Source organism: Streptomyces sp. NPDC028298 (assembly GCF_055565895.1).
The window spans coordinates 408413-428323 of record NZ_JBVHTL010000007.1 but is presented as its reverse complement, the minus strand read 5'-3'; the positions used below and the strand labels follow the sequence as shown (position 1 = coordinate 428323).

At 71.5% G+C, this 19911-nt stretch carries 21 protein-coding genes; 16 read left to right on the top strand and 5 right to left on the bottom strand.

The annotated features are described in order from the left end of the window. Positions 1-8 precede the first annotated feature (8 nt). From ACZ4TO_RS30305 to ACZ4TO_RS30235, 15 genes are all read left to right on the top strand, one after another. Entirely contained in the window at positions 9-983 is a 975-nt protein-coding gene (locus ACZ4TO_RS30305) for an NAD-dependent epimerase/dehydratase family protein (RefSeq protein ID WP_468025833.1), read from the top strand. Next, a complete protein-coding gene (locus ACZ4TO_RS30300) occupies positions 980-2008 on the top strand; it encodes a GHMP family kinase ATP-binding protein (RefSeq protein WP_468025832.1) in 1029 nt (342 codons plus the stop codon). The genes ACZ4TO_RS30305 and ACZ4TO_RS30300 overlap by 4 nt, the downstream gene beginning before the upstream one ends. Next, positions 2005-2634 (top strand): SIS domain-containing protein, encoded by a 630-nt coding sequence (locus ACZ4TO_RS30295; RefSeq protein WP_382785083.1) that lies wholly within the window; start codon positions 2005-2007, stop codon positions 2632-2634. The genes ACZ4TO_RS30300 and ACZ4TO_RS30295 overlap by 4 nt, the downstream gene beginning before the upstream one ends. After that, complete coding sequence (locus ACZ4TO_RS30290; RefSeq protein ID WP_382785085.1) at positions 2631-3251, top strand: D-glycero-alpha-D-manno-heptose-1,7-bisphosphate 7-phosphatase; 621 nt, start codon at positions 2631-2633, stop codon at positions 3249-3251. The genes ACZ4TO_RS30295 and ACZ4TO_RS30290 overlap by 4 nt, the downstream gene beginning before the upstream one ends. Then, positions 3223-3894 carry a transaldolase family protein gene (locus ACZ4TO_RS30285; RefSeq protein WP_382785088.1) on the top strand — a complete coding sequence of 224 codons (672 nt, stop codon included), beginning with the start codon at positions 3223-3225 and terminating at the stop codon, positions 3892-3894. Before ACZ4TO_RS30290 ends, ACZ4TO_RS30285 begins: the two co-directional genes overlap by 29 nt. Before the next feature lie 29 nt (positions 3895-3923). Then, positions 3924-4862, top strand: a complete 939-nt coding sequence (locus ACZ4TO_RS30280; protein ID WP_468025831.1) for a branched-chain amino acid transaminase — start codon at positions 3924-3926, stop codon at positions 4860-4862. A 26-nt stretch (positions 4863-4888) separates the two neighbouring features. Further along, positions 4889-5830, top strand: a complete 942-nt coding sequence (locus ACZ4TO_RS30275; RefSeq protein ID WP_468025830.1) for an FkbM family methyltransferase — start codon at positions 4889-4891, stop codon at positions 5828-5830. A 21-nt stretch (positions 5831-5851) separates the two neighbouring features. Beyond that, positions 5852-6583 (top strand): HAD family hydrolase, encoded by a 732-nt coding sequence (locus tag ACZ4TO_RS30270; RefSeq protein ID WP_468025829.1) that lies wholly within the window; start codon positions 5852-5854, stop codon positions 6581-6583. A 214-nt stretch (positions 6584-6797) separates the two neighbouring features. Then, complete coding sequence (locus tag ACZ4TO_RS30265; RefSeq protein ID WP_451076190.1) at positions 6798-8165, top strand: MATE family efflux transporter; 1368 nt, start codon at positions 6798-6800, stop codon at positions 8163-8165. Positions 8166-8218: 53 nt separating this feature from the next. Further along, positions 8219-9364 (top strand): glycosyltransferase family 2 protein, encoded by a 1146-nt coding sequence (locus ACZ4TO_RS30260; RefSeq protein WP_468025828.1) that lies wholly within the window; start codon positions 8219-8221, stop codon positions 9362-9364. A gap of 2 nt (positions 9365-9366) precedes the next feature. Continuing rightward, a complete protein-coding gene (locus ACZ4TO_RS30255; protein ID WP_468025827.1) occupies positions 9367-10722 on the top strand; it encodes a DegT/DnrJ/EryC1/StrS aminotransferase family protein in 1356 nt (451 codons plus the stop codon). After that, the gene (locus tag ACZ4TO_RS30250; RefSeq protein ID WP_468025826.1) at positions 10706-11542 is read left to right on the top strand and encodes an HAD-IIB family hydrolase; all 837 of its coding nucleotides are present in this window, start codon (positions 10706-10708) and stop codon (positions 11540-11542) included. Before ACZ4TO_RS30255 ends, ACZ4TO_RS30250 begins: the two co-directional genes overlap by 17 nt. Next, complete coding sequence (locus tag ACZ4TO_RS30245) at positions 11542-12573, top strand: Gfo/Idh/MocA family protein (RefSeq protein WP_468025889.1); 1032 nt, start codon at positions 11542-11544, stop codon at positions 12571-12573. Before ACZ4TO_RS30250 ends, ACZ4TO_RS30245 begins: the two co-directional genes overlap by 1 nt. Positions 12574-12611: 38 nt before the next feature. Further along, complete coding sequence (locus tag ACZ4TO_RS30240; RefSeq protein ID WP_468025825.1) at positions 12612-13613, top strand: LacI family DNA-binding transcriptional regulator; 1002 nt, start codon at positions 12612-12614, stop codon at positions 13611-13613. Between the two features lie 111 nt (positions 13614-13724). Beyond that, the gene (locus ACZ4TO_RS30235; RefSeq protein WP_468025824.1) at positions 13725-14078 is read left to right on the top strand and encodes a hypothetical protein; all 354 of its coding nucleotides are present in this window, start codon (positions 13725-13727) and stop codon (positions 14076-14078) included. A 33-nt stretch (positions 14079-14111) separates the two neighbouring features. On the opposite strand, the gene ACZ4TO_RS30230 is transcribed toward ACZ4TO_RS30235, so the two are convergent. The 3 genes from ACZ4TO_RS30230 to ACZ4TO_RS30220 form a co-directional block, all read right to left on the bottom strand. Next, the gene (locus ACZ4TO_RS30230) at positions 14112-15140 is read right to left on the bottom strand and encodes a ScbA/BarX family gamma-butyrolactone biosynthesis protein (protein WP_468025823.1); all 1029 of its coding nucleotides are present in this window, start codon (positions 15138-15140) and stop codon (positions 14112-14114) included. Between the two features lie 52 nt (positions 15141-15192). Then, on the bottom strand, positions 15193-15666 hold the full coding sequence (locus tag ACZ4TO_RS30225; RefSeq protein ID WP_382785117.1) for a flavin reductase family protein: 474 nt from the start codon (positions 15664-15666) through the stop codon (positions 15193-15195). A gap of 136 nt (positions 15667-15802) precedes the next feature. Further along, positions 15803-16915, bottom strand: a complete 1113-nt coding sequence (locus ACZ4TO_RS30220) for an LLM class flavin-dependent oxidoreductase (RefSeq protein WP_382785119.1) — start codon at positions 16913-16915, stop codon at positions 15803-15805. An 18-nt stretch (positions 16916-16933) separates the two neighbouring features. Between ACZ4TO_RS30220 and ACZ4TO_RS30215 the strand changes: the two genes are divergently transcribed. Beyond that, on the top strand, positions 16934-17137 hold the full coding sequence (locus ACZ4TO_RS30215; protein WP_468025822.1) for a hypothetical protein: 204 nt from the start codon (positions 16934-16936) through the stop codon (positions 17135-17137). Here ACZ4TO_RS30215 and ACZ4TO_RS30210 read toward each other — a convergent pair. Together ACZ4TO_RS30210 and ACZ4TO_RS30205 are read right to left on the bottom strand one after the other, a co-directional pair. Then, on the bottom strand, positions 17121-18392 hold the full coding sequence (locus ACZ4TO_RS30210; RefSeq protein WP_382785122.1) for an ATP-grasp domain-containing protein: 1272 nt from the start codon (positions 18390-18392) through the stop codon (positions 17121-17123). The genes ACZ4TO_RS30215 and ACZ4TO_RS30210 overlap by 17 nt on opposite strands. Before the next feature lie 148 nt (positions 18393-18540). Then, positions 18541-19911 carry an aminotransferase-like domain-containing protein gene (locus tag ACZ4TO_RS30205; protein WP_468025821.1) on the bottom strand — a complete coding sequence of 457 codons (1371 nt, stop codon included), beginning with the start codon at positions 19909-19911 and terminating at the stop codon, positions 18541-18543.

Below are 19911 nucleotides of genomic sequence, written 5' to 3'. Positions count from 1 at the left end.
GAGACTTTGTGACCGTCCTGATCACCGGGGCCGCGGGCTTCATCGGCAGCCACGCCGTCCGCCGTCTGCTCGCGACCGACCGCACCGTCGTGGCCACCGACATGGTCGCCCCCGCCGAGGCGGAACGCCTCACCGACCTGCTGGAACACCCGCGACTGCGCTACGTCCCCGGAGACCTCTTCACCCTCCTGCCGGACCTGCTCGAAGGCATCGACGAAGTGTGGCACCTGGCCGCCAACGCGGACATCCCGCTGGGCGCCCGGGACACCGAGATCGACCTCAGGCAGTCCGCAGGCCTCACCCGCCACGTCCTGGAGGCGATGCGCACCCACGGCGTGACCACCATCGTGTTCCCCTCCACCAGCGGCGTCTACGGCGACCGGCTCGGCCCCCTCGTCACGGAGGCGGACGGCCCCCTGCTGCCCAACTCCCTCTACGCCGCGGGCAAGGTGGCCAGTGAGGCACTGATCTCCGCCTACTGCGCGATGTTCGGGCTGCGCGCCCGCATCTACCGCCTCGGCAACGTGCTCGGCGGACGGATGGGCCGGGGCATCGTCCGCGACTTCCTGCGCAAACTGCAGGAGAACCCGGCCGAGTTGCACGTCCTGGGCGACGGACGGCAGCGCAAGAGCTACGTGCTGATCGACGACATCGTCGCCGGCATGGACGAGGTCACCCGGGCCACCGAAGGCACCGGCCACCCGGCGTGCGAGGTCTACAACCTGGCGGCGGGCGGCAGCGTCGACACCGCGGGCGTGGCCGCGCTCGTCGCCCGTGCCCTGGACCTCGACCCGCCGACGATCCGCACCGACGAGGCGGCCCTGTCCTGGTCCGGCGACCAGCCGGTGATCGAACTGTCCATCGACAAGGTGCTGTCCACCGGCTGGCGCCCGCGCCACACCGCCGAACAGTCCGTACTGGAGGCCGCCCGCCGCATGCTCGCCGAGCAGCGCAGCCCGGCCACCACCGGGGCCCGCGCATGAACGGCGGCCCCGAGCCCGGCACGCTCGTCGTGGCCAGCACACCACTGCGCCTCTCCCTGGGCGGAGGCGGCACCGATCTGCCGTACTACGCCGACAGCTTCGGCGGCGACGTCCTGTCCATCGCCATAAGCCTGCGCGTCACCGTCGCCGGGCGCCTCGGACGACTCGACGGACGCTTCCGCTACGGCCACGAACAGACCCTCCACGGCGACAAGGGCCACGACCTCGGCGACCCCTACGTAGCCGCCGCACTGGAAGCCTCCGGCCTCGACGAACCGTGCGAGATCACCTCGTTCGGACCGGTCCCCGCGGGCACCGGACTGGGCAGCTCCGGCGCGTTCGCCGTCAGCCTGCTCGCCGTCACCGAAGCCCTCGCCGGCCGCGACCCGCTGGCCGCGGGCCGGGCCGGGCTGGCCGAGGCCGCCTGGCAACTGGAGGCCGTGCGCCTGGGCCGGCCGGTTGGACGCCACGACCCGTACGTCTGCGCGCTCGGCGGCCTGCGCCGCCTGCGCATCGCCCCGGACGGCACCACCGAGGCGAGCACGCCACCCGTCGCACCGGCCACCCTGGACCGGCTCCAGCAGCACCTGTGCCTCTACTACACCGGCGTACGCCGCGACAGCACCCGCCACCTGGCCGCCCCCGCACGGGGCCGCGAGGACAAGATCGCCGCCCTGCACTCCATCAAGGAGATCGGCCACGAGATGACCGAGGCACTGTGCGCGGGCCGCGTCGACGACGTCCCCGCCCTGCTGCGACGGCACTGGGAGGTGAAGAACGCCGGTTCCCCGCCCTCCAGTTGGGACGGCGCGTACACCACCGCCCTCGGCAACGGGGCCCTCGCCGGCAAGCTCGTCGGCGCCGGCGGCGGAGGCTTCCTCCTCCTGTACGCCGACCCCGACCGCCGCGACCGCCTGGACGCCGCCATGCGCGAACAGGGCCTGCAACCGGTGCCGTTCACCTTCTCCACCTCGGGCACGACCCTCACGCGCGTCCACCTCGACGAAAGGGACCCAGCACTATGACCGTCACTGTCGAGACCCCTCCGGGCGTCGACCTCGGCACCCGCTTCCTGGAAACCCTCGCCGCCGTCGCCGGCGACCTGGACCACACCGCCGTCGACCGCATGGCACAACGCCTCGCCCGGGTACGGGCCGAACAGGGCCGCGTCTTCCTGCTCGGCGTCGGCGGCGGCGCGGGCAACGCCACCCACGCCGTGTGCGACCTGCGCAACCTCGCCGGTCTGGACGCCCACGCGCCCACCGACAACGCCGCCACGCTCACCGCCGCCATCAACGACCGCGGCTGGCGCTCGGCCTACGCGGAATGGCTCACCTGCGCGAACATCGGCCCCCGCGACGCCGTGATGGTCTTCTCCGTCGGCGGCGGCAGCGAGGAACCCCCCGTGAGCGTCAACCTCGTGGAGGCCCTGCGCACCGCCCAGGACTCCGGCGCGTACATCTGCGGCGTGGTCGGCCCGGACGGCGGAGAGACCGCCCGCATGGCCGACGAATGCCTGCGCGTGCCCGTGAACGACCGGGACTACCGCACCACACACACCGAGATCTTCCAGTCCGTCGTATGGCACATGCTCATCGTGCACCCCCTGCTCGCCGTGACCACGCCGCGCTGGGAGTCCCTTCGGCCATGACCCCCGACGCCCTGCTCCTGGACCGCGACGGCGTTCTCAACACCCTGTGGCACGAGCCCGACCTCGGCACCGTCGACTCCCCGCACCGACCCGACCAGGTGCGCCTGATGCCCGGCGCCGCGCAGGCCGTACGGCGGGCCAACGAGGCCGGCGTCCCCGTGATCGTCGCCTCCAACCAACCGGGCATCGCCAAGGGGAAGTTCACCACACGGCTGCTGACCGCCGTGACCGGAACGCTGCTCCACCTCCTCGCCGAGCAGGGCGCCCACGTGGACCACGTCTACTACTGCCTGCACCACCCCGAGGCCGCGCTGCCCCGGCTGCGCGCCGACTGCGCCAACCGCAAACCGGCCCCAGGACTGCTGCGCGAGGCGATACGGCACCGCGGCCTGCGCGCGGAGCGCTGCTGGTTCGTCGGCGACACCCCGAGCGACATCGCCGCCGGACGGGCCGCCGGCTGCCGTACCGCCTGGGTCGGCCGCACCCGGTGCGACGTGTGCCCCACCCGGCGCTCGGCCCGGCCCGACCTCGTCGCCCCCGACCTGATGACCGCCGTCACCACCATCCTCGAAGAACCCGGAGACCACCGTGAAGCTCTTCCTCGACAGCGCCGATGAGAACCACGTCAAGTTCTGGTCCGGCCAGGGCATCCTGGACGGGGTCACCACCAACCCCAGCGTCCTGCTGCGCGACGGCGTCACCGACCCGACGGCGACCTTCGCCAGCCTCGCCCGCCTGATCGCCCCCGGCGTCCTGCACGCCGAGGTCACCGCCGAGTCCGGCGCCGCCCTCGTCTCCGAGGCACTCATGCTGAGCGAGCTCGGCGACAACGTGGCCATCAAGGTCCCCATGCTCACCCCCCACGGGGTGCCCTGCCTCGCCGAGATGCACGAGCTCGCCGGCGCGGGCGTCCAAGTCAACACGACCGCCTGCCTCTCCTACGGCCAGGCCGCCCTCGCCACCAAGGCCGGCGCGCGCTACGTGAGCATCATGCTCGGCCGCGTCGACGACGAGGGCGGCGACGGCGCCGCCGTCATCGAGGAGGTGCGCCGCTGGCTCGACCGCTGGGGCTACCACACGGAGATCATCGCGGCGAGCCTGCGCGGCCCCGGCGACGTCCGGCGGGCCATGGACGCCGGCGCCCACTGCGTCACCGTGCCCCCCGCCATCCTCGCGAAGCTCGCCGACCACAAGTACACGCGCCACACCGTGCAGGAGTTCCTCGACGCCGCCGACGCCACCGCCGCCAAGGCCGCCTGAACCCACCCGCCCCGACCCGAGGACACGTCATGGCTGATCTCTCCACTCCCGACCACATCTGGTTCGACGGCGCGGTCCGTCCCTGGCACGAGGCGCGCGTCCACGTCTGGACCGAGACCGTGCTGCGCGCCGCGAGCGTCTTCGAAGGACTGCGCGGCTACTGGAACCCGCAGGAGTCCCGCCACTACTTCGTGCACCTCGACCGCCATGTGCGACGGCTGTACGACTCGGCCAAGGTCACCCGCATCCCGCACACACTCGACGAGGAGACGCTGCTGAAGGCGCTGAGCGAACTCGTCAGTGCCCTCGACTACCGCGAGGACATCTACGCGCGGCCCACGCTCTACCTGGAGAAGGGCCGCTACACCGCCGACGCCTCGGCGATGCAGGCCGGGTTCTTCATGCCCGTCTTCCCCTCCCCGCGGGAGAAGACCATCGACACCGGAATCACCTGCCTCGTCTCCTCCTGGCGGCGCTCCGGCGACGACACCGCACCGCCGAAGGTCAAGGCCGCGGCCAACTACTACAACCTGCGCCTGGCCCGGCTGGAGGCCGACACCCACGGCTACGGCGAGGCGATCCTCCTCAACAGCGCGGGCAAGGTCGCCGAGACCGGCGGCGCCTCCGTCTTCATCGTCCGCGGCGACACCGTCGTCACCCCGGGGATCAGCGAGTCGATCCTGGACAGCATCACCCGCGCCAGCGTGATCGAACTGCTCCGCGACAGCCTGGGACTCCGCGTCGAGGAACGACAGGTCGAACGCACCGAGCTCTACCTGTCCGACGAGGTCTTCCTCACCGGCACGCTGTGCGAGGTCACCCCCGTCGTCGGAGTCGACGGCACCCCCGTCGGCCAGGGACGGCCCGGCCCGGTCACCACCGCCGTCCAGCGGGCCTACTACGAAGCCGTCCAGTCCGGCTCCGCCGACACACGCGGGTGGCTCACCGCCGGCCCCCGCCTGGGCTGACACCCCCACACCCCCGGGAGGCAGGCATGAACTACCTCAGACGCGACGAGGACCCGCAAGCCCTGTCCGGCCGTGCCCTGCTCGCCCGCGAAGGGCGCGCCCTGCTGGCGGACCTCTCGGCGGTACGAGCCGCCCACCCCGGCCGGAGCACCGGCCTGAGCCGGTGGATGCTCGCCTACCACTGGGCGATGGCCACCGGCCGCAACGGCCCCGGCACCCGGCACAGCCTGTCCCTGGGCTCCGGCCGGAACGCGGTCACCTGCGTCTTCCGCCATCACGCGAGCGACCTGTTCGTGCTGCGCGAGGTGTTCGCGGAACAGATCTACTCCTTCCCCTACGAGGAGCGGCTGGGCCGGCCCGTCGAGCGCGTCCTCGACCTCGGCAGCAACATCGGCCTGTCCCCGCTGTACTTCTCCTCCCTCTTCCCCGACGCCGAGGTCGTCTGCGTCGAGCCGGCGGCCGAGAACGTCGCCGTGCTGCGCCGCAACAAGGAGGCCAACCGGCGGGACTGGCGGATCGAGCACGCCGCCGTGGCCTCCGCACCCGGCCACGTCACCCTGCACACCAACGGCTGGTGGTCCTCCAGTTCGACCAGCGCGCCCGTCGCCCGCGCCCGCGAGGAGGCCGCCCACCGGCCCGAGGCCCGGCTGCGCCGTCCGCCCACCCGCGTCCCCGCCACCACCGTCGGCGACCTGATCGCCGCCGCGGGCTGGGCCGGCGCCGACATCGTCAAGATGGACATCGAGGGAGCGGAGGAGGACGTCCTGCTCCACGGCGACACCGGGTGGCTGGCGGACGTGGGCGTCCTGGTCCTGGACATCCACACGAAGTACGTCGACCGGCCCCGGATCGAAGAGGTCCTGCGCCACCACGGATTCCGTCCCGCCGCCACCGCCGGACCCCACTCCGCGGTCTTCCTGCCGGCCCGGACCCGCCGCCCGAAACCAGCGCGCACCGCCCGTGTCTGACTTCGCCCCGAGGAGATTCCCGTGCCGCACGCCCCGCTTCCACACGCGCCGCTTCCGCCCGCCCCCGACGCCGTGCTGTTCGACGCCGGCCTCACCCTGATCCACCCCAGCGGCGAGGTCCTCGCCGAGGAACTGGCCGCCGCCGGACACACCGGCGTCGACCCCGCCCGCGCCACCACCGCCCTCGTCCTGGCGGCGGAGGCCCGCCACCTGCCGCTGCCCACCAGAACCGGCGGCACGGACAAGGTCGCGCGCACCTTCGCCGCCCTGCTGGGCCTCGACCCCGACGCGGTGGTCCCCGCCGTCCTGTCGGCCCTGTCCAGGCCCGAGCTCTACCGCGACATCGACCCCGAGGCCGCCTCGACCCTGCGCGCCCTCTCCGAGCAGGGACTGACCCTCGGCGTCATCTCCAACTCGGAGGGAACCGTGCGCGACGAACTCGACCAGGCCGGCCTCCTGCCCTACCTGGAGGTCGTGGTCGACTCGACCGTCGTCGGCTACGAGAAGCCCGACCCGCGCATCTACCGCCACGCCCTGGACCTGCTCGGCATCGACGGCGAACGCTGCTGGTACGTCGGCGACGGCCTGGTCAACGACGTCCTCGGCGCGCTGCGGGCCGGTTTCGGCCACGGCATCCTGTACGACCGCTTCGGCGCCTACGCCCACCTGCCGCACATCCCGCGCCTCACCGCGCTGTCCCAGCTCCCCTCGCTGACCGACGCGGCACGCGACCCGCTCCGGGTGGTTTCGTAGCCGGGCAGGCTTCCACGGCCCTGTCGGGAGACGGACGCGCCGCACTCGAGGGCCGCTCGAACTCCCTTCCCGCGGAACGGATCACGTGGCTAGCATCCAGTCGATCACTGGCGCGGATTCGTCCTTCCCGGCGCAGTCTCCGGAACCGAGGTCCGCGATCCTCAAGGTCGGCAGTCCCCTTCGGGGATTCGGGGGAGCGGAGGGAAGAGACATCGTGCCACCCAAGGTGAACATCGGAGTCTTCTCCCTCAGCTGGCCCATCTTCCTGCAACTGACCCTCACCTATTGCATGGGGCTCGTCGACATATGGGCGCTCGGCCGGATATCGGACGCGGCCGCCGCTTCCGTCGGCTCCGTCAACACGGTCACCACCTTCGTGCTCATGATGTTCTCCTTCATGGGCCAGGGCGGCAGCCTCGTCTATTCCAGAATGATCGGCCAGGGGAAAACCGAACGGGTCCGGGAGTGCTATTCGGTCGCCCTGATCCTGCACGTTCTGCTCGGCGTGGTCGCGAGCGTCGTCCTGCTCGCCGAGGGAGAGGCGATCGCCCGACTGCTGGGTCTGCACGGACAGCTTCTGCGCCACGGAACCACCTTCCTGCACATCGTGGGGGGAAGCTGCGCCCTCCACTCCCTCATGGCGATGCTCGGCGGCGTCATGGCGGCGAACGGATTCACCCGAGGGGGCATGTTCGCCGCCGTCCTCACGAACATCACGAACATCGCCCTGATCTACCTCCTGGTCCTGTCCCCGGCGGGACCGGGCTGGGGCGTCCGCGGGATCGCGCTGTCCACGGCCCTGGCCACGGCGGCCGGCCTCCTGTTCAGCGCCTGGCTGGTCCTCTTCCGGATCCGCGTCCGGTTCCGGTGGCCGTCGAGCAGGCGGCACTGGCGCGAACACGGCCTGCTGCTCGTCACGTTCACCCTGCCCACCATGCTGGAGCCCGCCTTCTGGCAGGCCGCCCAGATCTTCACCACCCGCATCATCACCGCCGTGGGCCCCGACGAACTCGCCGCCCGCATGTACACGTTGAGCATCACCAACATGATCGGGATGTTCGGCTCGGCCCTCTCACAAGGGCTGCAGATCACCGTCGGCCATCTCGCCGGCGCCGGGGAGATGGACCGGATCCGCCGCGTCACCCGGACCACCAGATGGGCGGGCGCGGCGATCGCCGCCGCGCTCGCACTGGTCGCCGGCCTCTCGGGCGGCTGGATCATGGAGCAGTTCACGGACTCCGCGCAGGTCGCCGAGTCCGGGCGGCTGCTCCTGTGGTGCGGCCTGCTCTACCTGCCCGGTTCCTCCCTGATCATGACCACGGCCGGCACGCTGCGCGCGGTCGGGCAGGTCACCTATCCGGCCGCCGTCGGCATCCTCGTCCTGTGGGGGGTCTTCATCCCCCTCGCGTACGTCCTCTCACTGCCGCTGGGCCTCGCCATCGGCGGCATCATGATCGCCATGGCGGTCGACGAGAACCTCCGGGCCCTTCTGCTCGGCATCCGCTGGCGGCGCGTCTCCGCACAGCCGAAGGACCACCGCGGCGTCGAGCGGCGACTGCCGGCTCCCGTCGCCGAGAGCTGACAATCCGCTGTCACCACGATTTCCGTACGATTTCCGTCACGGGGGAGCATTACGTGAAAGCCAGTCTGGTCATCCCCACCTACAACTCCAGGGATCTCGTCGTCCCCTGCCTGATGTCCCTGAACCATCAACGGCTCGAAGGGAACGACGCGTTCGAGGTCGTCCTGGTCGACGACGGTTCCACGGACGGTACGGGAGAACGCGTCGACTCGTTGCCGCTCACCTATCCGATCCGGCGGATCCATCTGCCGCGCACCGAGAACTCCTGCCGTTCCGCGGCACGCAACACCGGAATCCGGGCGGCGGACGGAGAACTGATCGTCTTCGCCGACGGTGACCAGATCATCGACCCGGAGTTCATCCAGGAGCACATTCGGTGCCACCGCGACCGTGGCGATGTCGTCGCGATCGGATTCCGGGACTACCTGGAGCCGGGAACGGTGGATCTCGGCCTGCTCGAAAAGGGCTTCACCCCCACGGCCCTTCCTCCGGTCGCGGACCGCGACGAGCGGGCCCAGGTCACCGACGCCCTGTCGCAGAACATGGGGAATCTCGCCACGGGATGGCACTTCCTCTACGGCTGCAACGTCTCCGTGCGCAAGGAACACCTGCTGGCCGTCGGCGGGTTCGACGAGAACATCAAGAGGTGGAGCTTCGAGGACGTCGAACTCGGCTACCGCCTCCACCGGCACGGCCTGACCCTCGTCCACAACCTGTACTCCCGGGTCTATCACCAGTTCCACCCGGAATCCGGCCAGGAGCGCTACGACGACTGGCGTGAGAACTTCGCCTACTTCACCACGAAGCACCCGGAACTCGAGGTGCGGAACCAGTGGGTGCTCAACGCCTACTTCGATCCGGACCGCGTGAGCCGCCCGAGCTGGTTCGAGGCCTACCTCCGCTTCGAGTTCGCCTGTCGGGCGATCGCGGGACGGCTGCCGCTCGGACGCTCGTACGAGGTCCTCGTCGTCGATGCCGCCGGCCTGGACACCGCCGAGGCGGAGATCGCACGGGCCGGGACGGCGGGCGACCTGATCGTCGTCGACACCACGGACGACCGGGGTCTTCCGACCGCCGTGCAGACGATGCGGACGGGACACGAACTGCTCTACTTCAAGCAGCCGGGACCCGACCTGCTCAAGCAGACGGCGGGCTCCTTCGGCTGTGCCGCGCTCCTCGACCGTGCGGCAGGTGCGTGACGATGACGATGACGACCCGTCCGGCACCCACCTTCACCGGCGACAGCACCGGCATCCACCGGCTCGTCGGCGACGTACAGCGCGACGACATCCCGGCGTACAGGTGCTCCACGGCCCTGGCCAACCAGGCCCTTGCGGCCCTCGTCGCACAGCAGCCGCACCGGCTCGCTCCCGCGGCCGAGGGCTCCGTCTTCGCCGCGGACCCCCGCCGGTCGGCCACGGACCCGGTGCCCTTCCTGCCGAGGACGCGCCTGCTGACCCCCGACGAACAGCGCACGGCCGTCGAACGCTTCGCCCGAGCCGTGGCCGACGGCGCGCTGACCAGCGGACCCGCGGCGGCCGAGTTCGAGGACGCCCTGGCGGAATTCCTCACGGTGCCGCACGCGGTGGCCACCAGCAGCGGCACGGACGCCCTGATCATCGCGCTGCGGGCCGTCGGGGTCGGTCCGGGCGACGAGGTCATCCTGCCCGCGAACAGCTTCGCGGCCACCGAGAACGCCGTCTGGGCCTGCGACGCCACCCCGGTCCTCGTGGACGTCGACCCGGAACGCCTCACCCTGGATCCGGCCCTGGTCGAGGCCGCCGTCACCCCCAGAACCCGCTCGATCCTGCCCGTCCACCTGTACGGCCGCCTCGCCGACATGACGGCACTCGCCGAGATCGCCCGGCACCACGGCCTGCACATCGTGGAGGACGCCTGCCAGGCCATCGGCGTCACCGGCGTCGGACAGCACTCGGACGCCGCCGTGCTCAGCTTCAACCCGTACAAGAACTTCGGCCTGACCGGCAAGGCGGGGGCCGTGGTGACACGCGACGGCGAGATCGCCGAGGCGGCCCGGAAGCTGGCCTACCACGGCTTCGATCCCGAGCGGAAGAACGTCAAGCAGGACCTGTTCGGCCTCAACGCGAAGATCGACAACTCCACCGCCGCGGTCGCGATGGGCCTGCTTCCCCGCCTGACCTTGAACAACTACCGCAGAGCCTTCCTGGCCAAGCGCTACCTCGACGGCCTGGCGGACCTCGCCGCGTCCGGCCTGGCCGCCCTTCCCGACTTCACACCCGACCACGCCTGGCACCTGTTCGGCGTACGGACGACCACCGGAACGGCCGCCAGGGACGAGATCCGCCGGCACCTGCGGACCACCGGCGCGGTGGAGACGGACGTCTACTACCCCGTGCTCACCCACCAGCAGCAGACACCGATGCACCGCAAACACTTCGCCCACCTCACGCTGCCCCTGACCGAACAGGCGCACGCGACGGTCTTCCACCTGCCCCTGCACAACCAGATGTCCCTGTCCGAGCAGGACCGCGTGATCGAAGCCCTCCATGACGCATTCCGTGCCAGCGCGCACTGACATCCCCCCGCTGCCCGCACCCGCCACCGTGCGCACCGTGGCGTTCTGCGACTTCGACGAGACCTATCTGGCGCACACCGACACGCCTGTCCAGCAGCACTCCCGCCGGACCCTGGAGGACTATCTGGTCCGCGCCGGCGAACGCCACGGGCTGCTCTTCGGCTGGGTCACCGGCAGCTCCCTGACCTCCGTACTGCACAAGGCCGCCGGCCACGGCCTGCGCTTCCTGCCGCACTTCATGGCCTGCTCACTGGGCACCGAGCTGTACGTCTCCGGGGACACCGGACCGGTCCCGGAGCCTGACTGGCACCAGCGGCTCCCGGCCGCCGAACACGTCAGAGGCCTGGCCGAGGAAGCCGTCCGGCAACTGCGCGCCCTGGACGTGCCGCTGATCCCGCAGACCTGTCGCGCCCCGGACAGCCGCGTGGTCAGCTACTACTACGCCGCACAGGATCCCGAGCGCGACGCCCGGCGGCTCGCCCTGATCGGACACATCGCGGACAGGACCCTCCTCCAGGTGAACCTGAGCCGCTGCAACCCGGCCGCCGGAGACCCCGAGGACTGCTACGACGTCGATTTCCTCCCCCGCGGCTGCGGCAAGCGGAAGATCGTCGAACACATCTGCCGCCTTCACGCGGTGAACACGGCACAGGCGTTCGCCTTCGGCGACAGCGGCAACGACCTGGAGATGCTGAAGGCCGTGGGGCGGGGCCTGCTCGTCGGGAACTGCACCGACGAGGCCCGCAGCCGCCATCCCCATGTGTCCGCCGGCCGTCACACCGACGCGATCCTGTCCGAGCTGGAAGGAGCCCTGCAGTGATGCGAGTGGGAATCGTCGGCGCCGGCGGCATCGGCCACACACACGCCCGGGCGGTGGCGGCGAGTGACACCGCCTCCCTGGCCGGCGTGTTCGACCTCGACCAGGACAAGGCGTGGGCTCTGGCGCACGCCATGGGAACGACGGCGTTCACCACCCCCGCCGACCTGTACGAGGCGGCCGACGGGGTCGTCATCGCCTCACCGAACCGCACCCACGCCGACTACGCGCACGAGGCGATCGCCACCGGCCTGAGCGTGCTGTGCGAGAAGCCCATGGCGGTCTCCCTGGCCCAGGCCACGGGCATGCGGACCCTCGCCGCCGACGCGCCGGGGATCTGCGCGATGGGATTCAACTACCGCTACCTGCACGTGATCAGGGAGACCCGCCGGCACATCGACGAGGGGACGCTGGGACGGATCCTGCACGTCGACGTCGCCTTCAAACGGGCCAGCGCCCTCACGCGCAAGCACTTCACCTGGCGCGACAGCGCGGAGGAACGCCTCACCAGCGGGGCACTCGGCGATCTGGGCGTCCACCTGATCGACCTGCTCCACTTCCTCTTCGGCGGTCCCGTCGATCCCGCCGCCTGCCAGGTCGCCCTCCGGACGAAGGTCGCCCGCAAGGGGAGCCGGACCGTCGAGGTCGACGACCACACCTTCGTCAGCGGACGGCTGCGGTCGGGGCCGTCCTTCACCCTGACCGCCTCCAAGGCCTCGCAGCCCCACGAGACCGGCCTCACCCTGGCCCTCACCGGGACCCGGGGAGAACTCACCCACGACTCCAAGGACGGGCCGGTCCTCCAGCTCCGGACCGGTGTCGACTGGGAACAGATCAAGCTCCTGGGCACCGCCCGGCTCGACGACCCGCCCGGAGAGGTGACCGGCTGGGCGGACTCCTTCGTCGACCAGCTCCACGACTGGACCCGCGCCGTGACAGCGGCCCCCGGCCCCCGGACCCTGGCGGACTTCGAGGACGGCCACCGCGCCCAGCAGGTGCTCCAGGACCTGCTGAGGATCGGAGCACGCGGTTGACCTCACATCCCCGACGACACCGCCCCACGCTGGAGGACGTGGCCCGGCGGTCCGGAGCCTCACGTTCCACCGTCTCCCGGGTGATCAACGGCTCGCCACGGGTCAGCCCGGACGTCGTCGAACGGGTCCGCGGCGCCGTCGCGGAGCTCGGCTTCGTGCCCAACCAGGCGGCACGAAGCCTCGTCACCCGGCGCAACGACGCCATCGCCGTCGTGGTGACCGAACCCCAGAACCGGCTCTTCGTCGACCCGTTCTTCGACCGGCACCTACGCGGCATCCGGCAAGAACTCGTCGCACAGGGAGCCCAGTTGGTCCTCCTGCTCATCGAGGAGCCGGACGACTACCTCAGGGTGGGCAACTTCCTGGCCGGCCGCCACGTGGACGGCGCGCTGCTCTTCTCGCTGCGTGTCGACGACCCGCTGCCCGAGACGGTCGACCGGATGGGCCTGCCCGCCGTCTTCGGCGGCAGGCCCCTGCCCGGCCCGCGACACGAGGGGCACACCTACACCTACGTGGACGCCGACAACCGCGGCGGCGCCGCCGAAGCCGTCCGCCATCTGGTCGCCCGCGGACGCGAACGCATCGCGACGATCACGGGCCCGCTCGACCAGGCGGCAGCGCTCGACCGCCTCGACGGGTACCACGACGTCCTGCCCCACAGCCCGCCCCACCTGATCGACGAAGGCGACTTCACCGTCCAGGGCGGAGCGGACGCCATGCGACGGCTGCTGGAGCGCGACCCCGCCCTGGACGCGGTCTTCGCGGCGTCGGACCTGATGGCCCGCGGAGCGCTGCGCACCCTGCGGGAACACCGCCGAGCCGTGCCCGACGACGTCGCCGTCGTCGGCTTCGACGACCTGCCCCTGCCCGAGGAGGGGAACGAACCACTCCTGACGACCGTGCGCCAGGACATCGAGGGGATGGGCCGCCTCATGGCACGCCTGCTGTTCCGACGGATCCACACCACCGGCGCCCCGGCCGCCGGCGGCACCGACCCGGTCGTCACCCCGACCCGCCTGATCCTCCGTGAGACGGCCTGAACGACGAGCCCGGCGCACCATCGAGAGACACGGCATGCATGACATCCGTCATGCCAAAGGACGTACACCGGGCACTGGGTGCAGGACACGTCACGGTCCTACCGTCGTCCCATGACGAAAACGGGTGGCAACGACCAGCAGAAGACCGATGTCAAGGTGAGCCTGATCGGCGGTCACCGGCTCACGGGTGAGACGCTGCACGAGCGCACGCTCACCGTGTCGCTGGTCGGAGGGGCCGACGTCGACCTCACCGGCATCGAGATCCCCGACGGTGCCGAACTGCGCATCACCAAGCTGAGCCTGATCGGCGGCGTGAGCCTCAGGGTGCGTCCCGACGTGGTCGTGGAGGTGCGCGGCATCCGCCTCGGCGGGGTCAACGACGTCGGCCCGAGTGAACCGGGCGGCCCCACGGTCCGCATCGACGCCTGGGGCCTGCTCGGCGGAGTCGTCGTCACCCGCGGGTGACGACGCCGCCGTCCCGTGCGCGCCCCGCCGAGGTCAGTCGCACAGAGCCGCCACCACCAGGCTGTCGAAGACCAGGGTGCCGCTTTGCGAGGCGGTCACACGGACCGCCGTGTCCTCCGACGCGTCCTGCTGGGGGAGGGGGGTCGCGGCGATGTGGCACGCGAGGTCCAGCTCCACGGGGCGGTGGAAGGCGCTGCGCACCTCGATCGGCAGAACGCGGTACGGGGCGCACACCGCCTGGGCCGCCTGGCGGGCGGCCTCGAGCAGCAGCATGGCCGGGACGTGGTCGACGGGGTGGTCGAAGAGCGCCGGGTGACTGGGGTCGACCCGCAACTGCCAGGTGTGGCCGCCCCGGCCCGAGCGCGCGGCCGGGACGCCGAGCACCACGTCCCGTACGTCGAGACGGCCCACGACGGGCGGCGGCAGGGGCTCGGGCAGCCGGGGCAGACCCGTCGGCGGCCCGAGCCGGTCCCCGCGCAGCCGGGCGTACGCGGCGGGCGACAGGACGTCGAGGCTGATGCGGCCGGCACCGACGAAGGCGTCGTCGTCGCGCAGCAGTTCGGCCTCCACTGTCATGACGCCGGTCGTTCCCGCACCCGCACCGGCGTCCGGCTCCCCGTCCGCGCCGGGAGCCCGGTCCGGGTCGGGGTCCGGGTCGGGGGAGCGCGCCACCTCCAGCCGGATCTCGGCGGGCCGGCTGCCCAGGAGGAGCGCGGCCGGGGACACCTCGATGTCGAGTTCGCCGACGATCCACCGGTGGCCGCGGGGGATCCCGTAGTAGGTCTGGCCGACCAGCAAGGACGCCTGTCTCAGCGACTCGGCCGCGAGCAGGGGGTCGTACCAGGTGCCGGCGATCGGCGCGTAGAAGGCGTGGCCCCGGGGCCACTGGGCGCCGAGGAAGAAGGTGTCGGCACCCGTCCGCTGCCAGTCGGTGATCAGGACGTCGGCGATGGCGCTGCGGTCGACGAGGTGACGGGGTGCGGTGCGCAGGTAGGAGAGTTCGCCCTGACCGGAACCGTGGTCCGATGCCAGGAACGCGCGCGAGGGTTGGATCAAAGACACGCGGGTCTGCCCTTCTCGTGGCCGGTGGTGGGGCGGGCGTCGGCGGCCCGGGTCAGGCGACCAGTTCGGCGAAGCGTCCGGCGTGGAAGACCAGCGGGCCCTCGGTGTCGGTGACGGCGCCCTCGACGGCGTCGGCGATGACCAGTTCGTGGTCGCCGGCCTGGTGGATGGTGGCGATACGGCAGTCCAGCCAGGCCAGACCGTCGGCGGGTATGGGGTGACCGGCTCGGGTGGAGTCCCACTCGACGCCGCCGAAGCGGTCGGCGCCCCGGGTGGCGAAGGTGCGGCACAACTGCGCGTGCTGCCCGCCCAGGATGGTCACGGCGAAGCTCCCCGCCTCCCGGATCGCCGGCCAGGTGGTCGACGTGGACGCCGCGCACAGGGCGATCAACGGCGGGTCGAGGGACACGGAGGTGAAGGAATTGACGGCCATGCCCACGGGGCCGGTCTCCGTCTGCGCGGTGACCAGGACGACCCCGGTGGTGAACCGGCCCAGGATGTCGCGGAAGGAACGCTGCTCCAGCATGTGAACTCCAAAGGTTGTCTGGTGGCCGGGCAGGGCCGGCGCGGGGGCGGAACCTGCCGCCCCCGCGCCGTATGACGGTCCCCGCACCGGGTGACTCGCCCGCGCCGGGCGGTCCGCCCCGCGCCGTGGGCGACGATCAGCGGCCGGCGCGGCTCGCGATGGCCCAGTCCACCGCTTCCTGCGGGCGCGCCGCAGAGCCGGTGATCTGGGGGGACACGTACCGGGCCAGCAGCTCCAGGCTGAGGTTGGTCTTCTCGTACGAGGTCCAGTCGGCCACGTAGACCAGGAGCTTGCCGAAGCCGCCGGTCGCCTCCTGCATGCGCCGGATGCCCTGCACGACGTCCTCGACCGAGCCGACGAGCGCGCCGCCTGCCTCGACCCGGGCCTCCAGCGCCCGCTCCCGCGGGGTGTCGGGGCTGATGACCTCACGGCCGGCCGCCTTGCCGAAGTACTCGAACAGCCAGCGGTCGTAGCCCTCGCGGACGTCGGCGAACGCCTGGGCGCGCGTCTCCGCGACGTGGACCGGAAGCGCGATGCGCCAGTCCTCGCGCCGCAGCGTCTGACCGTGCTCGTCCGCGGACTCCTCGGCGTACTTCCACTGCTGCGCCAGGCCTATGTGGTCCGGGGCGCCCGGCGTCATCAGCGCGAAGGGCAGCGCGAACGACGTCATGCTCAGGCCGTACTTGCCGACCAGGCGCGGGCTGGAGGACGAGGTGCCGCTGGTGGCCATGGCCACCTCGATGCCGTCGGGGTTGAAGCGGGGCAACTGCAGCTTCGCGTCCTGGAGTTCGTACCAGTCGGTCTTCTGCGTGATCCGGGAGTCGCCGTTGACGAGCTCCAGGACGGTCGGCAGGGCCTCGTCGAGGCGCCGGCGCTGGACGTCGGGCGCGAGGCCGAACATCTTCGCGTCGAAGGGGACGCCGGGGCCGACACCGAGGATGTAGCGGCCGCGGCTGAGGTGGTCGAGGTGGACGGCACGGCTCGCGACGTGGAAGGGGTGGTGTCCGGACAGCGGTACGACGCCGTGGGCCAGCTTGATCTGGCTGGTGCGCTGGGAGGCGGCGGCGATCATCGTCTCGGGGGCGCCGACCAGGCCCCAGCCCAGGGTGTGGTGCTCGCCGAACCACGCCTCGTCGAAGTTCAGGCGGTCCGCGTGCTCGACGAGTTCGAGGTTGCGGCGGACGGCGAGGTGCGGGTCCTGGCCGGTCTCGTGGACGGGGGACAGGAAGAGACCGATACGGCTGTGCACAGCATTCCTCCGAGGAATATGAAGACGGAACTGGATCTGGAGCTGGATCTGGATGTGGATCGGAATCCGGATGTGGTTCTGAACCTGGATCCGGACGCGGATCCGGACGGCGGCGCGGGTGCGAAGACCCGCGCGGGGCGGCCGAGGACCCGCCCAAGGCGGCTGAAGACCCGCGCAGGACGGCGGGCCGCGGTCGTGGCCGCGACTACTGCTGCGGCGTGACCCGGTAGACGCTGTCCTTGAGGCCGCGGACCTTCTCGTAGTCGGCGTCGAGCTGCGCCTCGTCGCGCGCCGTGAGGTAGACGCGCATAGAACTGGTCAGCAGGTCGGTGGTGGGGCGGATCCGGGAGCCGGGAGCCAGCTTCAGGCCGGCCAGGAACACGCTGTCGAGCGCGCGGATCTCGTCCACCGCCGTGGCGTCGACGCTCTCGACGACGCCGTCCTGTTCGGTGGGGGTGTTGTAGACGACGCCGGGCTGCAGCCGCGTGTAGACGCGGCCGCCGTACTCCCGGCGGAACTCCTCCGGCCGCACATACGCCCGGGCGGCGAGCCCCGCCTGGTTGTGGCCGAGGCACACGTCGTGGAAACCGGCATGGATGTTGCCGTTGAGGCGCGTGCCGATCTCGACCAGCGCCGGGCCCTCTTCGGTCATGATGACCTCGGCGTGCGCGGGCCCCCAGCGGACGTCGAGGGCAGCCAGCACCTCGCGTACGTACGCCACCAGGGCCGGCACCGGACCGGCGTCCGCGGCGAGGAGGATGTCCCGGTTGTAGATGTTCTTGCCCGAGGGCAGGAGCGTCTTCTCGTACTGCCACACACCGCAGGCGTAGTGCTCGCCGTCACTGCTGACCGTGTCGACGATGTACTCGGTGCCCTTGAGGTACGACTGGACGAGGATCTCGGTGTTGGCCGCGCCGAAGATGTCCTGCGAGGCCAGTCCGGCGGAGGCGGCGGCCGCCACGTCCGCGGCGTCCTCGCAGATGTACACGCCGTCGGAGGCGGCCGAGCTCAGCGGCTTGACGACGACCGGGTACGCGCCCCGCTCCTCGGCCCAGCGCACCAGCTCCCGCACGTCGCCGCTCTTGAACTGGTCGGCGCACCGCACACCGGCCCGCCGCAGCGCCTCGATCATCTCGTACTTGTCCCGGCGGGCCGACGACAGACGGGTGCCGTTGGAGGGGACGCCGAGCGCCTCGCTGAGGCGGTCCGCCAGCGGTACGGCGCCCTCCTGGCCGGCGACCACACAGGCCGGGGCGTACGGACGGAGCCGTTCCAGCAGCGCCTCCTCGTCGCCCTCGACGATGTTCTCCTCGTACTCGGACAGGCCGGGCGCGAGCATCGAGGGGATGAGTTCCGGGGTGCTCTGCACGTGGACGACCCGTGCACCGGTCTCGGTGAAGGCCGCGGGGTAGAAGTTTCCGGCGGAGTAGCCGTCGACCACCACGACGGTGGGTCGCTGACTGCTGGTCAGGCTCATGGTCGTCCTTCTTCTGACGCGACGCGTGGTCGCTGGTTCACCAGGGGGAGTGCACAGCGGGGTGCGGTGGGGCGGAGGGCGCGGTGCTGTGGGGCCGCGAGGTGCGCGGGGCCGTTCGGTGTACGGGGCGTACGGGGACGGCGGGGCGCTACGCGCGCGGTGAGGCCGCGATGAAGCGGGCCAGGCGCGCGATGCCCTCGCGGATCGCCTCCGGCGCGAGGTTGCTGAAGCCGAGCCGGATCTGCCGCTCGCCGCCACCACCGATGTGGAACATGCTCATCGGCGCCCAGCTCACGCCGTACTCACGGGCGCAGCGCTCCATCTCCGCCAGCCCGGCCTCGAACCCCACCTCCACGGTGAGGAAGAAGCCGCCGCGCGGGGTGTTCCAGCGCACCTGGTGCTCGGCGTACCGCTCGGGCGGGAAGTGCTCGGCGAGGCTGTCCAGCGTGACCTGGAGCCGCTCCAGGTACACGGCGGCGAGCTCGCGGGTCGCGGGCCGCAGGGTGTGGCCGTTCTCGACGAGGATGCCGCCGACCACAGCCTGGGACAGGGACGACGATCCGACACTGAACATGGCCTTGGCCCTGGACAGTTCCTGCGCCAGCGTGCGCGTGACGCCGTCCGCGGCGGTGACCGGCTGGTCGGCGACGAGATAGCCCAGGCGGGCGCCGGGGAAGGCTGACTTGGCGAACGAACCGAGGTAGAGGACCCGGCTCGCCGTGTCGAGCGACTTGAGGGTCGGCATCGCCTCGCCGTCCCGTGCGAACAGCCCGTAGGGGTTGTCCTCCAGGATGAGCAGGTCCTCCTCTGCCGCCACCTCCAGCAGGCGCCGGCGGGCCTCCAGCGGCAGCACGGTGCCGGAGGGGTTGGAGAAGTCGGGGACGAGGTAGACCGCGACCGGCCGCCTGCCCCTGGCGCGCACGGCGCGCGCCGCCGCGGCCACCGCCTCGGGGTCGAGGCCGTCGGGGCCCTCGTCGATCCCCTCGACGGGGATGTCGAGCATCCGGGCCGCGCCGCGGATGCCGACGTACGCGGGGGAGACGCTCAGCAGCACGTCGTCGGGGCCGGCGAACAGACCGCGCAGGGCGACCAGCGTCGCCTCCTGGAAGCCGTGCGTGATCATGATGGCCTCGGCGGGGACGTCGATGTCCTCGTCCTGCCGCAGCATCCGTGCCACGTCGTCCTGGATGAAGCCGTTCACCGGTCCGTACTGGAACAGCATCCGCGTGATGCGCTGCTGCGGGACGCCCCGCTCCTGGAGGTGCTTGACGTAGCGGTCGATGTGGAACGAGAGGTCCGCCAGGTCGTGGTTCCCGTCGTACGGCGCTCCCGAGGAGAAGGAGAGGGCGTCGGGGAACTTCATGGCGGTCTCGCTGAGGATCCGCATCGAGTCCATGGCGGGGTCGGCGATCCCGGCGTGCAGCGCCTCCTGACGCAGCGCCACCCAGCCGCTGTCCGCCGCTTCGGGTGCCGACGGCGCGGGCGCGGCCGGTGATGCGGGCGATGTCGTGGTGCTCAA

Coding starts and splice junctions, on each gene's coding strand:
- ACZ4TO_RS30210 (WP_382785122.1), bottom strand. CDS start 18,392: ATGAGCCTGACCAGCAGTCAGCGACCCACCGTCGTGGTGGTCGACGGC.
- ACZ4TO_RS30245 (WP_468025889.1), top strand. CDS start 11,542: ATGCGAGTGGGAATCGTCGGCGCCGGCGGCATCGGCCACACACACGCC.
- ACZ4TO_RS30300 (WP_468025832.1), top strand. CDS start 980: ATGAACGGCGGCCCCGAGCCCGGCACGCTCGTCGTGGCCAGCACACCA.
- ACZ4TO_RS30275 (WP_468025830.1), top strand. CDS start 4,889: ATGAACTACCTCAGACGCGACGAGGACCCGCAAGCCCTGTCCGGCCGT.
- ACZ4TO_RS30235 (WP_468025824.1), top strand. CDS start 13,725: ATGACGAAAACGGGTGGCAACGACCAGCAGAAGACCGATGTCAAGGTG.
- ACZ4TO_RS30215 (WP_468025822.1), top strand. CDS start 16,934: ATGAAGACGGAACTGGATCTGGAGCTGGATCTGGATGTGGATCGGAAT.
- ACZ4TO_RS30290 (WP_382785085.1), top strand. CDS start 2,631: ATGACCCCCGACGCCCTGCTCCTGGACCGCGACGGCGTTCTCAACACC.
- ACZ4TO_RS30255 (WP_468025827.1), top strand. CDS start 9,367: ATGACGATGACGACCCGTCCGGCACCCACCTTCACCGGCGACAGCACC.
- ACZ4TO_RS30280 (WP_468025831.1), top strand. CDS start 3,924: ATGGCTGATCTCTCCACTCCCGACCACATCTGGTTCGACGGCGCGGTC.
- ACZ4TO_RS30295 (WP_382785083.1), top strand. CDS start 2,005: ATGACCGTCACTGTCGAGACCCCTCCGGGCGTCGACCTCGGCACCCGC.
- ACZ4TO_RS30225 (WP_382785117.1), bottom strand. CDS start 15,666: ATGCTGGAGCAGCGTTCCTTCCGCGACATCCTGGGCCGGTTCACCACC.